The sequence below is a fragment of the Paenibacillus daejeonensis DSM 15491 genome (assembly GCF_000378385.1).
In the GTDB taxonomy this organism is placed as follows: Bacteria; Bacillota; Bacilli; order Paenibacillales; family Paenibacillaceae; genus Paenibacillus_D; species Paenibacillus_D daejeonensis.
Window position 1 is genome coordinate 216,972 of sequence record NZ_KB899666.1, and the last position, 14,967, is coordinate 231,938.

The following is a 14,967-nucleotide window of genomic DNA, read 5'->3' on the forward strand; positions in this document are numbered from 1 at the left end:
CTCTCTAACCTTTACCGGCCCCTCACTGAGTTAGCAAATTCTAACGGCCACCACGGCTGCTATTTCGACCAAAATCGGCACTTTGAAACTCTAACGGCCATATAATCAGTTATTACATGTAAAAACGCCGCTTTTCATGAGTTCTTGTTACAATAGCTGCACCTGTGGCCGTTAGAATCGTAACCCCCTCAAAAAAGCCGAAATAAGCGCCTATATGGCCATTAGCGCAAGTTGTCGCGGAGCGAGAAATTTGGGCACCTGCTACGCACCGCTCTTTTGTCTTCAACTAGTTAATAACGTCTAAATGGTGCCTGCGCTGGTCAGAATTTCGTGTGGAACCCGGGCATCCGTCCAATCCTTATGTTTGCCTACCACATAGAGTAGTACTAAGAAGACACGGCTAATGCCGTATTCCAAAACAAAAAAGGGTTGTGATCCATGTGACTTATCGCTCTGATCCACGTCAGAGAGCATCATCGCACCCGTCGGGCAATCCATCCACAGTGGCACCGGGCGCCGCTTCTCGGTCGGCCACATCAGGTGCTGCAACAAAAGCCGCGAGACAGGAACTTGGAGCGCCGGGCGCTGTTTCTCGGAGCGCAACACCAGGTGCAGGAGCACCGGGTGCTGCATCCAGGACTGCGCGGCCGGGAACTGGCGCACCAGCCCCCGCTCCCCTGACGGCGGCCTCAAACGTCGGACCGGGCTATGCCCCGCGAGCCGGTAGTGTTGCCGGCACCGGAGTGCAGGGTCCAGGAGCCCGCGCATTGACACCATTCGGGCCATCCTCCTCGGAGCTGCCGCCGGGCGCTTCGCCGGTCTTCATGCCGGCGGTCGTCCCAGTAGCTGAACCGACCGTCATCCCGGCTTCCGGGTCGAGTGCCGCCGGCTCCTCTTCCAAGCTTGGCGGGATCATGAACGGTCTCGGCGAACTGAAAGGCGTTGTCGACCGTATGGGCGGCATCGATGGCATCATCGGTACCATGGGCAAGGTCCAGAAGGTCGTCGCCGGCGTCCAACAGATGGCCCCTATGGTGAAGCTGCTCATGGGCTCCTTCGGCAAGAAGGGCGCGGTCGCCCAAACCGCCGAAGAAGACACCGAGTGGCGCCCCCCTCGTCGCAGACGCCGTCGCCGTCCGGCTGGAGCAGGCAATGGCGCACGTCCCGGCAGCGGCCGTCGCCGCCCGGCGTCCTCCGCCCGACCACGAAAACGCCGCCCTCGTTAGGGCGGCGTTTGGTGTTCACAGGGCTGCTGGCTCCTGAGCCAAGCCGTCAGGAGCCAGCGCTTAGAAGCGAGTAGTAAGCAACGCGCAATCAGGTGCGTGCGGATGGGCATTTGCAATCAGGTGAGTGGCGTCAATTGCGTGCCCGTCAGACGCGGGTTAGTCGCGTGCAGCTAGGAACAGGCGCTCAGATGCGTTTACCAGGCGTGTTCGGCCAGGAGCAAGTGCTCAATATTGTGCGATCAATCGCGTTCGGCTAGGAGCAAGTGTACAGGACCGTTCGATCAGACGCGTACGCTCAAGAGCGTAAGTGTAAAACTACCATTAGTTTCTGGCTGGGACGGCTCCTTGTTTCTCGTAATTGCAAAACTACACTTAATCCAGTTGAAATCTCCTTGGAATTTCCAATTCCCTTAGGATTAGTTGTATTTTCGCTTTTAGCAAGGCTCTTCCTGTTCTTTTTATGGTTCGTAATTGTATTTTTGCAGTTGTTGAAGAACGGCCGGAGAGGCACGGAATCGAATCTGGTCAACGCTTTCTGAAAGAAAGCGACTTCGGAAGTATACGCTGCGAAGCGTTCGCCTAAAAGCTTTTCGCAGAAAAGCTAGCTTCGAAAGCATACGCTGTCCCCGGATTTCACCCCTACAAGGGGTAAAAATCAAAGAAATCTGGGGACAACAGCGATCGGAAGATCGATCCGTGACCGTAGGCTTGCTTTTCAACATCTTCGAAGAGGTCGAGTACACCTCACTGAACCACTTCGTGATCCAAACTGAATGAATGTTCCAGCCAGAGGTTCAAGTGCTGCCTGACCACCTCACCCTGTCCTTGCAGACAGAAGGCGCTCATCTGGAGCTCATTGCTGGTTACATACACATTCGTCGTCATGCCTTCGAACGCTGCCTGACCATCCAGCTGCGTAGTCGGCTGATACGTAGAGGCATCTGTTCCCGCGTGCTGATACAGGGTCAGGTAGTTATAGACCGGTACTTGCATCTGCTTCGGATCGATCCCTGCAAACGCCGCAGCTACCGCAGCATATTGCGCCTGGATGGACGGCTCGGCCAGCATGGCGGCCATATTGATATTGTGCTTCTTCAGGAACGCCAGGCGGTCTTGGATTTGACCAAGCGCCGGGTGCTCCTGAGACGTGTCCAGCACACTAGGAACAAAATCGATAAATTCCCCAATGTAGTCATAGAATTGCCGATCCTTCATGCTTCTGCCGGTGTGTACGATAAGCACTGGTATTTTCGTCTGCGGGAATACGCTTTTCAACAGCTCACCATACAGCTGACCGGGCAGGTGCCATTGCTGGTCTTTGAGACGTTTGGCCTGGTCTGCATCCAACCGGAACGTATAATGGAAGCTTTCAAACGTTTGGTTGTGTGAAGCTGCTTTGTACTGCGCGACCGCTTCACTGAATTCACCCAGCTGCAGGACAGACACGATGTCCTCTTCCGTGGTCAGACTTGGTCCCCGCTGGATCTGGTCCAGATAATCCCGGTAGTCCAATCTTTCCTTAGAAGATTTACTTGTCGCTTGCCCCACGGCGTCCCCATAGAGTGCCAACAGTTGACTGCAGAAGCTCTCGTGGCTCATCCCGTCGAAAATCAAATGGCTGCATGGCATAAGGAAGGTGTAATCTGCCTCTCCGCCCTTGAGCAGAATCATCGACTGTGTAAGCGTCTCTCCCTTGTACTGCCGTTCTTCGTCATAGCGGGCATAGAGCGCACGCGCGTGCTTCTTGACGGCCTCCCGCAGCTCCGGGGAACAGGACGTTAAATCATACACAGGAAGAGGTAAGCGTGTTGGACAAGCAAGCTCCATCAGCTCATTCGCTTCCACATGAATTCGGGTACGGAGCAGTGGATGTCTGTCCAGCATCTGCTGCAATGCCAACTCCAGCTTGTCAGGCTCGACCGGTCTATCAAAATGCAGCTCAGCCATGCTTGACCGGACACCCATCGCATACGACAGCTTCTGAATTGGGGAGAGCGGCAGCACGTTTGTGACCGGTAGCGACGCCAACTCGTCAGCGAAATGGTTCAGCAAGCCTTCAATTTGCACCACATGCCGAGCTAACTCGTCAGGCGCGACGGCGGCTCCGGCTCCGGCTTGGATTCTAGCCCCAGCTGCTTCAGCTGCCACTGCCACTTGCTCGTGTGCTGCTTGAGTCTGCACTGTTGAAACCTGCACCGCTTGATCCTGCGCTGTTGAACCCTGCACTGCTTGAACCCGCGCTTCTTGACTCTGAACTTGTTGAACTTGTACTTCTTGGCCTTGCCCTTCTCGACCCTGCGCTTCTTGACCAATTACCACATTCACCCGCTGTCCCTCACTCTGGATTACGGCGGCAAATGCAGCAACCGTCGGATGATTGAACAACTGTACAATCGTTGCAGGATAACCAGCATCACGCAGGAGCGCCATCATCCGCATCGCCTTGATGGAATCCCCGCTAAGCTCGAAGAAATGATCGTAGATCCCCACCTGTTCAACACCGAGCACCTGGGCGAACATGTCCGCGAGCAGCTGCTCGCGCTCGTTTCTTGGCGCCACATAGGCCTCGCCCGAGGTGTACACCGGCTCCGGCAGCGCGCGGCGATCCAGTTTGCCGTTACTTGTAATCGGCAGCTTCGCCAGCGCCATGATGCTGCCTGGCACCATGTAGTCCGGCAGATCCTCGCCAATGCCAATCTTCAGCGCTTCGACATCCAGCTCGGCTTCGACATCCTTGCCCACAACGTAGGCGCTCAGGTAGCTGTCACCTGCACCATCCTGGCGCACAATGACTGCTGCATCCTGCACCCCAGGCTGCTTCATCAGCACCTTCTCGATTTCCTTGAGCTCGATCCGGTAGCCCCGGATCTTCACCTGGTCGTCGATCCGGCCGATGTATTCGACGTTGCCGTCCGGCAGCCAGCGTGCCAAGTCACCGGAGCGGTACATCCGCTCGCCTGGTACGTACGGATTCTCTACAAACTTGGCCTCCGTCAGCTCGGGCCGGTTCACATAGCCCCGCGCCACGCCAGCGCCGGCAATACAGAGCTCGCCCGGCATGCCGATGCCGCACAGCTGATTGCCATTCAAAATGTACAGCTTCAGCGTCGGGATCGCCTGTCCGATATTGCTGATGCCGCGCTGGATATCCTCGGCTCCGATCCGCTTATGCGTCACGTGCACCGTCGTCTCCGTGATGCCGTACATATTCACAATCGCCATCTCTGGATACTTCTCCAGCCACGCCTTCAGCTTGCTGACATGCAGCGCCTCCCCGCCGAAGATCAGGTAGCGTACGTGCAGCGGCTCGCCTTCGCCCGCCAGCTCCGCATGCATCAGCTCATAGAAAGAGGATGGCACCTGATTCAGTACCGTGACCCGCTCCTTGCGGAGAATGTCCAGGAAGGCGTAGCTGTCTCGGGTGGCAGCTTTGGGAATGACCACGACCTTGCCACCATACAGCAGCGCGCCGTACATCTCCCACACCGAGAAGTCGAAATTGTAAGAGTGGAACAAGCTCCACACGTCATCCGTCGAGAAATCGAATGGCATTCGGTCGTTGACCATCAACCGCACCACGTTGCGGTGCTCGATCATCGTCCCCTTCGGCTGTCCCGTCGTACCGGAGGTGTAGATCATATAAAGCGCATTCTGCGGCTGGATCGGGACTACCGGGTTAGGATCGAAGGTGCTATCCGCACGGTCAGTCACATCGGACGCCAGCAGGCTTTCAACTTGTAGAACGGTCCCTGAGAACGAAAGATTCGAGAATCGTGAACCGACATCCACATGATCTCCCCTGGTGTCTCCGTCCCCGCTTGCGTCTCCCTTCCCACTTGCAAGCAGCACACGCGCCCCACTGTCCTGCAGCATATAGGCAATCCGGTCCTCCGGTGCATCCGGGTCCATCGGCAGGTAGGCACAGCCCGCCTTTACGACACCCAGGATACCCGCCAACAGATGCAGATTGCGCTCCAGCAGCAGCCCGACGATGGTCTCGCCTTCCCCTTTTTCCTCCAGCAAGCGACTCGCGATCCGATTAGCCTGGCGGTTGAGCTCCGCATAGGTCCATTGCTCTCCCTCGCATGTTGCAGCGATCTGCTGTGGCGTGCGACGCACCTGCGCCTCGAACAGCTCTTTGATCGTGGCCTGCTCCGGATACGACGCTGGGGCTTCGTGGAAATCATGCAGCAGCAGCTGTTTCTCTGCGGCCGTCACAACCTCCAGCTCCCCGAGCTTCTGCTCCGGCGCTGCGGTCACGGCCTGCAGCAGCTGCTCAAAGTGCGCGGTCATCCGCTCCACGGTTGCTTCCTTGAACAAATCACGGCCATACTCCCAGTGCAGCTCGTAACCGGACGGGGATGCCGTCACATTAATGCCCAGGTCGAACTTGGTCGTACGGAGATCGGCTTCCATCTCGCCAAAGGCCATGCCTTGTGCGGTAAGTGACGCTTCCTCCTGATTTTGCAGCACCAGCATCACATCAAAGAGTGGATTGCGTGACATGTCACGCCGTACCTGAACTTGCTCCACAATGTCCTCGAATGGATACGCCTGGTACTCGTAAGCCTTCAAGCTCGTTTGCTTAATCTCCTCCAGGAAATCCGCGTACGCCTTGTCCGCCTCCGGCTGGCCTCGCATCGCCAGCGTATTCACGAACATGCCGACCATCTGCTCGGTGTCATGATGCACTCGCCCGGATACCGGACTACCAACAATGATGTCTTCCTGTCGGCTATACTTGCCCAACAGCTCCATCAAGGAAGACAACAGCACCATATATTCCGTTGCTCCGGTAGCCCGGCACAGCTTCTGCACCTGCTCCCGCAGCCCAGCATCGAGTTGCTGAGTCACCACGGCGCCGGCAAAGCTCTGGAACTGCGGCCGCGGATAGTCCAGCGGCAAGTCCAATACCGGCAGCTCGCCTTCGAATTGGCGGAGCCAGTATTGCTGCTCTTCGCTCTGATCCTGGGTTCGCAGCCACTCGCTGTAATCCTTGTATTGAACAGCTGGCTGCTCCAGCTCCTCGCCATTGTAGAGCTGTGAGAACTCCTGTGTAATGATATTCATCGTTGTGCCGTCGGAGATCAGATGATGCATGTCGAACAGCAGCAGGCTGCGATTTTCCTCCGTCTTCACGACCTTGAGTCGAATCAATGGCCCCTTGCTGACATCAAAAGGACGGACGAACGCCAGTAGCATATCTTGGAATGACGCGGCCGGCCCTTCCAGCTCCTCGTAGTCAACGCTCACGTCCAGTCGCTCATGGATCTGCTGCACAGGCTCCCCTTCAATCATATGGAAGGTCGTTCGCAGACTTTCATGCCGATTCACAAGCTCCTGGAATGCCTCCGTAATCCGTGGCAGATCCACCTCGCCGTGCATGTCCATCATGCCCGGCATGTTATACACCGTGCTCGTCTTGTCCATCTCATGAATGACGAACAACCGCTTCTGTGCCGAGGACATTGGGTACCGGTCTCGGATCGGCGCCTGCGGAATCGGCTCATAGGCAGCCTCCGGCTCGCTGACCAGCACCTGGCTGAGCGCTTCGGCTGTCGGATGCTCGAACACCGTCCGCAGCGGCAGTCGGATGCCGGTTTGCGATTCGATCAAATTGATTGCACGAATTGCTCGTAACGAATGACCGCCGAGCTCAAAGAAGCTGTCATGGATGCCAACCTCATCCTGCTGCATGCCCAGTACTTCACTAAACGCTTGCACAATCGAAGCCTCAGTTTCGTTTCTCGGTGCTACCGTAGTACGGGCGCTATTGCGCTCCGGCTCCGGCAGAGCCCGGCGGTCCAGCTTACCATTGCTTGTCATCGGCAGCTGCTCCAATGTGACGTAGCTGGCTGGCAGCATATAATCCGGCAAGACCTGTCTCAGCTCACTGCGGCACTGCTCGATCAGCCGAGACTCCCCTGCTTCGTCAGCACCAGCCTGCGGCACAAGGTACGCGCAGAGATATTTTTCCCCTGACGCATCCTCCCGCACAATGACGGCGGCATCCAGCACGCCCTCTTGCCTGCGCAGGACGCTTGTAATCTCACCCGGCTCAATGCGGAAGCCGCGAATTTTGACCTGTTCGTCGATACGTCCCACATATTCAATGCTGCCATCCGGCAGCCAGCGGGCCAGATCCCCGGTACGGTACAGACGCCCTTCGGGCGCATAGGGATTCGGAACAAACTTCTGCTCAGTCAGCTCCGGACGGTTTAAGTAACCACGCGCCACGCCATCCCCGCCAACATACAATTCGCCCGGGATGCCAATGCCGCACAGACGGTCCTCTTGCATAATATAGGCGGTACTGTTACTGATCGGCTTGCCGACAGGAATGTTGGCATACGAATCCTCAATGTCAAAAGTGAGGGAGAAGGTCGTATTCTCTGTCGGACCGTATCCGTTCGTCAGGCGCAGATCAGGCAGCATAGCCCGCACTTCCTGCACATGCTTGGCGGATAACTTCTCGCCCCCGATCAACAAATGCTTCAAGCCTGCCAGTGATTGCGGTGCGGTATCTATCACGTGATTAAACAGCTGTGCCGTCATCCACATCGTATTGATGCGCTTGTCTGCGATTATCGCGGAGAGCTGCTCGCCGTCACTCACGGTTTCGCTCTCCGCCAGCACCAGCAACCCACCGTTCAGCAGCGCGCCCCAGATTTCAAAGGTGGAGGCATCAAAGGACAACGCGCCCGTCTGCAGGATGCGTGCTCCTTCAAAATTGGCATAGGTGGTATGTTTGACGAGCCGCACCACATTCCGGTGTTCAACCACGACGCCTTTCGGCTGGCCGGTGGTCCCGGAAGTGTACATCACATAAGCAATATTCGATGCATCGGACGTCCCGTTTTCCAAACCAACGCTGTCCTGCTCGCTCTCCGATGGCAAAAAGGCGCTGGCCTCCAGCCCGATCAGGTTCAGGTTGTCATCCACATCCTTGAACACATCGGCATGGGCCATTCCGCACAACACCGTACGAATTGAACCATCCTCCAGCATATAGCGAATGCGGGAATGCGGATCACTGCTGTTCAGCGGAATGTAGCCACAGCCTGCTTTGAGGATACCGAGAATGCCTGCGATCATATTCACGCTTTTCTCACTGGCGATCCCCACCAGTTCCCCTGCCTGCACACCACGCCGCTGCAAGGCGGCGCAGATCCGGTTGGCCGCACGATCCAGCTCGGCATAGGTCATCGCTTCACCCGGACTGGCTACAGCCTCCGCATCTGGAGAAGCCAGCACCTGCGCTTCGAACAGCTGGTGGATCGTCTGATCGGCCGGATAGTCCGTCATCGTATCATTGAATTCGGTCAGAATGAGTCGCTGCTCCTCCTCTGTCAGACAGGACAACTCGCACAGCGGCTTGTCTGGTGCTGTCGTAAGCTCACTCATCAGCTGCTCGAAATGGCCGGCCATCCGCGCAATACTATCTTCTCTGAACAAAGCCTGGACATAGTCCCATTGCAGCTCGTAACCGGAGGAAGAAGCCGTAATATTCACGGTCAAATCGAACTTGGCTACCCGCGTCTGGCCTTCCGAATCACCCAACGTTAAGCCCTCGGCCGTTAATGTCTCTTCCTCCTGATTTTGCAGTACCAGCATCACATCAAAAATCGGATGACGCGACCGGTCACGGTTTACCTGCACCTGCTCCACGAGATCCTCGAACGGATAGGTCTGATGCTCAAATGCCTTCAAGCTGGTTTCCTTGATCTCCTCCAAGAATTGCTTGTAGCCTTTGGCCGCCTCCGGTTTGCCACGCAGAGCGAGCGTGTTCACGAACATACCGACCATCTGCTCGGTGTCCTGATGCACCCGGCCGGAAACCGGGCTGCCGACGATAATATCTTCCTGACGGCTGTACTTCGCGAGCAGCACCATTAAGGCGGAGAGCAGCACCATATACTCGGTTGCTCCCGTGGCCTTGCAGAGCGCCTGGACACGCTCCCGCATGGTCGAATCCAGCTGCCAGGTAACCGTACCGCCCTCGAAGCTCTGCAGCTGCGGACGGGGATAATCCAGTGGCAAATCCAGCACGGGCAGCTCGCCACCCAGCTGATTTAACCAATACGCTTGTTTATCAGCCAGGTCCTTAGTGCGCATCCATTCGCTGTAATCCTTGTACTGCACCCCTGCCGGCACCAGTGTTTCTTCATTATATAGCTGGGAAAATTCCTTCGTAATAATGTTCATCGTCGTCCCGTCGGATACGAGATGATGCATATCGAACAGCAGCAGATGCTCGCCATCCCCCTTGCTCGCTACCTTGAGTCGGATCAGCGGAGCCTTGCTTACATCAAAGGGCTGAATGAATGCCGTCAGCAAGTCATCGCCATCCACCTGCTCATAATCAACAGCTACACTGACGCTCGTATGAATACGCTGCATCGGCTCTCCGTCAATCATATGGAAGCTGGTCCGCAGGCTCTCATGCCGGTTCACCAGCTGCTGGAACGCCCGCTCGAGGCGCGGCAAGTCAATCTTCCCGCTCAGCTTCAGCATGCCTGGCATATTGTAGACGGTGCTGGCCTGGTCCATCTCGTGAATGACGAACAAGCGCCGCTGTGCCGACGACATCGGGTAGTACTCCCGCACTTCTGCCAGCGGAATGCCCTCGTAGGCTTCGGCTGGCTCGCCCGTCAGCATCAGACTGAGCTCGGCTGCACTAGGGTGCTCGAAGATGGTACGTAGAGGCAAGCGTACGCCTGTCTGCGATTCAATGGCATTCATGGCCCGTACGGCCCGCAAGGAATGACCACCCAGCTCGAAGAAGCTGTCATGGACGCTGATGTCCGATACACCCAGCATTTCACTGAATACCTGAACAAGCTTCGCTTCCGTCTCATTACGCGGGGCGACAGCTGCCGCCTTGCTGCTGCGTTCCGGTTCCGGCAGCGCGCGCCGGTCCAGCTTGCCGTTGCTGTTGACCGGCAGGTGGTCAACCGTAACGAAGTAAGAAGGCACCATGTATTCGGGCAGCTCCTTCTTCAGTTCAGCCCGGCACTGCTCCACCTCATATTCCGCAGCGGCTTCACCTTCAGCCGTCACCACATAGGCACAAATATAGTTATCGCCTGCGGCATCCTGACGTGCAATGACCGCCGCATTGCGCACGCCTCGCTGCTGGCGCAGTATCGTCTCAATCTCGCCCAGCTCGATGCGGTAGCCTCGGATCTTCACCTGCTCATCCATTCGGCCCAGATATTCGATTGTGCCGTCAGGCAGCCAGCGGGCCAAGTCGCCCGTCCGATACAGCCGCTCCCCCTCCACAAAGGGATGCGCGATAAAGCGGTCCGCCGTCAGCTCCGGCCGTCCCAGATAGCCTCTGGCTACCCCTTCACCACTAATACAGAGCTCACCCTTCAGACCGATGGGCTGCAGATTCAGACGCGGGTCCAGCATGTATACTTGCGTATTGGCAATCGGCTGGCCGATGTTCACTTTCTCGCCACGGCGAATCTCCTGCATCGTCGACCAGACCGTCGTCTCGGTCGGGCCGTACATATTCAGCAGACGTCCATTCCATCCACTCAGCATGGCGGCAGCCAGATGGTCCGGTACCGCTTCGCCGCCCACCATAATTTCCTGCAGCGACTGGAACGGTGCATAATCCGTCACGCCGCTCAACAGCAGCTTAAGCCGGGATGGTGTGGTCTGCATCATGTCGATCTGCTGGGATGCGATCAATTGTCTCATCAGCTCCGGGTCCTTCTGCTGCGCTTCGTCCGCAATAATTACCTTCAGACCCTTAATCAGAGCAAGCAGGGATTCCACGATGAAGATATCAAATCCGATACTCGTTGCATTGAGGATGGACTTGCCCGGAACGAAGCTGATGTTGTTGCTCATGCCTTCCATAAAGTTATGTACAGACTGGTGCTCCAGCATGACGCCCTTGGGCTTGCCCGTCGAGCCCGACGTGTAAATGACATAAGCCAAATCGCGGGACGACAGCTCGGTCTGCAGATTCACTTCCTCCGACTCACTGTCGAGGCGTAAGGCCGCATCAATGACAGGGCAGCCCGCATCCAGTTCAAGTTCATGATAGAGCTTCAGGTCCGCCAGCAGCATCCGCGCAGCGCTGTCCTCCAGCATATACCGCATGCGGTCTGCCGGATGCTCGGGGTCAATCGGCAGATAAGCCCCGCCAGCCTTCAGCACGGCAAGCATGGACACCAGCATGTCTGCCGAGCGGCCGACCAGAATGCCTACAATATCCTGCGTGCGCATGCCTTGCGCCTGCAGCGTTCTGGCCAGTCGATTCGCACGCCCGTTCAGCTGCCGATAGGTCAGCGTTCCATTCTGGCATACCAGAGCCACGGCATCCGGGGACCTGCGCACCTGTTCCTCGAACAAGCCATGAAGCAGCTGCTCCCTGCGATACTCGTTATCTGTTGCATTGAACGCAGAGATCAGCGACTCCCGCTCGGCTGGCTGGACAATGGAGATATCGCCCAGGCTTTGCTCCGGCTGGGCCGCTATGCCCTCCACCAGGAGCAGCACACGCTGCATCAGCTGTTCGATGTCGTCTGCTGCCAGCACCGCAGGATCATACATCAGGTTCAACGCATAGACATCCGTATAGTGAATCATGAAATTTACCGGATAATTGGTTTGCTCACGGAACACATCCGTCTCGATCTGGAAGCTGTCCTCCAGTCCCTCAGGGGCACTCCGTTCAAAATAGTTCTCAAAAATCATCAGCGTCTTAACCGTATCGGCTCCGACTTCACTGAGCGCCTGTACCTCACCCAGCGGACAATAGTCGTAGTTTCCCGAATTCAGAGCCTGGGCATGAAGCCGACTTGCCAGTGTAGCAAAGCTGTCCTCCACATCACTAGTCATGCGCACCGGAATGGTATTAATGAACAAACCGACGATTTCCTCAATGCCTCTCAAGGACGCGTTGCGGCCGGATACGACCTTGCCGAACACAACATCGCTGCTTCCCATATAACGCTGCAGAATGGCGCCCCACACGACTTCGAAAAAGGTGTTCGCAGTCACCTGGTAACGTGCCGTCAGCGCGCTGATCGCATCGCTAAGCTCCTTGCTCAGCTCCGCTTGTACACTGGATACCCCATGCTTGCCTGCAGGTACGGGACGAACGGCCGCGATGTCCGCGACCGTATCATAGCCCGTGAGCAAGGACTTCCAATAGCCCATGCCTTCCTCGACATTTTGGGTTTTGAACCATTTGATATAATCCTCGTAGCTGGCAGAGCGCAGCTTCTCTTCTCGAACCGCAGCACTTAGCGCCTCAAGCGAATTCCCTTCCTTCAATGCCGCATAATAGCTCATGAAATCCGAGCAGATAATGGACAGGCACCAGCCATCCATAATGATGTGGTGGAAGCTCCAAATAATCTTGTACGACTTCGGGCCGCAGTGAATAACCTTCATACGGAGCAGGGTATCCTTCTCCAGATCGAAGCCACGGGCCACATCCGCATCCTTCATCTGTCCAATGGCTGTGCTTTGCTCCTCCGGCGACAGGCTGGTGGCATCGACATACTCGCATTCGATTTTGCGTTTATAGAACAGCAGCTGCTGCGGCTTGGCTACTTTGCGGTAGACGACCGCGGTGCGCAGCATATCATGCCGCTGGCTCAGCAGGTCCAGGGTCTGCTCGATCAGCGCTGGCTCCAGCGCCGCCCGCACGGACATAACCTCCTGCACGACATAGCTGGTCGACTGCTCGTCCATGATTTTATGGAAGAGCATGCCTTCCTGCATCGAAGTCAGCGGATAAATACGCTCAATGACTCTGCTCTTTTTCTTCTGCATACCCAACCCTCTTCCATGTAAATTATTAAATATTTTAGGCTACCCTCTAGAGTGCCGAAGAGGCACGGAATCGAATCTGGTCAACGCTTTCTGAAAGAAAGCGACTCCGGAAGCATACGCTGAGGAGCGCTCGCCTTTGTCCCCGGATTTCAACCGCTAGAGCGGTTAACAATTCAAGAAATCTGGGGACAACAGCGATCGGAAGATCGATCCGTGACCGTAGGCCCCTCTTTGAGGGCAGCCTGATTTTTTAGAATGTTACATTGTAGAGCGAGTAAAACATGCCTTTTCGCTCCAGGAGCTGCTCAAAGGAGCCTTTCTCGACGACTTCACCGTTCTTCATCATGATGATCTCGTCATACATCGCCAGCGAAGCAGAGTTTAGCTTGTGGGTAACGATAATGCGCGTCGTGCCTTCCAGCTCCAGGATGGACTTCTCGACCGCCCGGGCGGTTTCATTGTCGAGCGAGCTTGTAGCTTCGTCCAGCAGCAGGATGGGCGTATCCTTGATCAAGGCACGGGCAATGGAGACCCGCTGCTTCTCGCCGCCTGACAGGTATGTACCATTCTCTCCGCAATCGAAATCCTCGCCTCTGCGCTTGATAAACTCATCCAGACCGGACATGCTGATCGCTTTGGCCAGCCGCTCCGGCGGGTAGGTCTTATACAACTGAATGTTATTTTTCAGCGGCGCGTCGAACATGAACACTTCCTGCTGAATAACCGAGAGATTCTCGTACAGACTGGCCGGGCTGATCTCCTTGAGCTCATTTCCATCCACATGGATGCTGCCCTGGTAGGAATCATAGTAGCCCATGAGCACGTTCAGCATCGTCGATTTGCCACTGCCACTCAGACCGACCACCGCGTAGGACTTGTTCTTCTCCAGCTCCAGATTGAGATTGGACAGCACGTTCTTCTCCCCGTCAAACGAGAAGGATACGTCCTTGAACACAATTTTGTCCTGGAAGCGGCCCATTTGTTTGCCTTCTTCTTTTTGCTCGTCGCTCAGCAGCATAGTGTCGATCTTGGTGATCAACACAGCACCAGCCTTGCGCTTGTTGACCGTCTCGGACAACACGATAATCGGTCCCAACATGTAGTTGATCAATTGAATATAAGCGACAACCTCACCAACCGTGATATCGCCCATAATCGCCAGCCAGACGCCGAAGGCGATCGTTCCGATAAACATAATAAATCCCGTAACCTCGGTCAGTGTTTTGATGAGGCCTTGAACGTCATAGAGCTTTCTTTTCTTCGACTCCAGATCCTTGTTCACATCTGCAATCGTCTCGGTGACCTCTTTTTCCACACCGAAGCTCTTGATAACCGTGAAACCGTTGAAGATATCTTTAATGGACGTCGTGAAGCCTTCGTTTTTGCTGGAGACTTCTCTCTGGGTGGTGTCCACCTTGCCGTTGAAGCCAACCGTAGCCAGAATTGGCAGGATGCTGAGCACGATAACCGCAATCGCAATGTACGGATTCAGATAGAACATCGCCGCCAAACCCATAATGAACAGGGAGACCTGGGTGATAATCACCAGGTTCCCTTCCACATAATCCGTCTCAATCGATTTCACATCATTATTAATGACCGAGATATAACTGCCCGTGTTGCGCTTGCGGAAATCCGCCAGATTTTTCTTGATGATGATCCCCAGAATGGCATCCTTGTAGCTGATAAGTGCACGCATCACGTAGATGTTTTTGATTTTGTAATGAAAGACATTGACAAGCAAATAAATGAGCAGCAATCCGCCAATAATCCAAGCCATGTTCACGAGCTCGCTCACTTCACCATACACACCCAAATCAATGAGGATCTGGAGAATAAAAGCCAAGCCGACGTTCATAGCCGATATGATGAGCGAGAAGAAAATAGCACCCACAAACAAATGTTTGTTTTTGAATAAGTGATGTTTGAGAGAATTTGTCTG

3 protein-coding genes are annotated in these 14,967 nt (G+C 55.6%); 1 reads left to right on the plus strand and 2 read right to left on the minus strand.

The features are described 5' to 3' along the window. Positions 1 to 440 precede the first annotated feature (440 nt). Positions 441 to 1,226, plus strand: coding sequence for a hypothetical protein (locus F556_RS37985; RefSeq protein ID WP_157272878.1), 786 nt, complete (start codon positions 441 to 443; stop codon positions 1,224 to 1,226). A gap of 744 nt (positions 1,227 to 1,970) precedes the next feature. Here the strand turns inward: F556_RS37985 and F556_RS34795 are convergent. Then, positions 1,971 to 13,025 (minus strand): non-ribosomal peptide synthetase, encoded by an 11,055-nt coding sequence (locus F556_RS34795; RefSeq protein WP_020619065.1) that lies wholly within the window; start codon positions 13,023 to 13,025, stop codon positions 1,971 to 1,973. A 250-nt stretch (positions 13,026 to 13,275) separates the two neighbouring features. Continuing rightward, positions 13,276 to 14,919, minus strand: a complete 1,644-nt coding sequence (locus F556_RS0121495) for an ABC transporter ATP-binding protein (protein WP_211222626.1) — start codon at positions 14,917 to 14,919, stop codon at positions 13,276 to 13,278. Between the last annotated feature and the right edge of the window lie 48 nt (positions 14,920 to 14,967).

Bases quoted from the DNA above. Each gene is read 5' to 3' on its own strand.
- F556_RS34795 (WP_020619065.1), bottom strand. From the start codon at position 13,025: ATGCAGAAGAAAAAGAGCAGAGTCATTGAGCGTATTTATCCGCTGACT.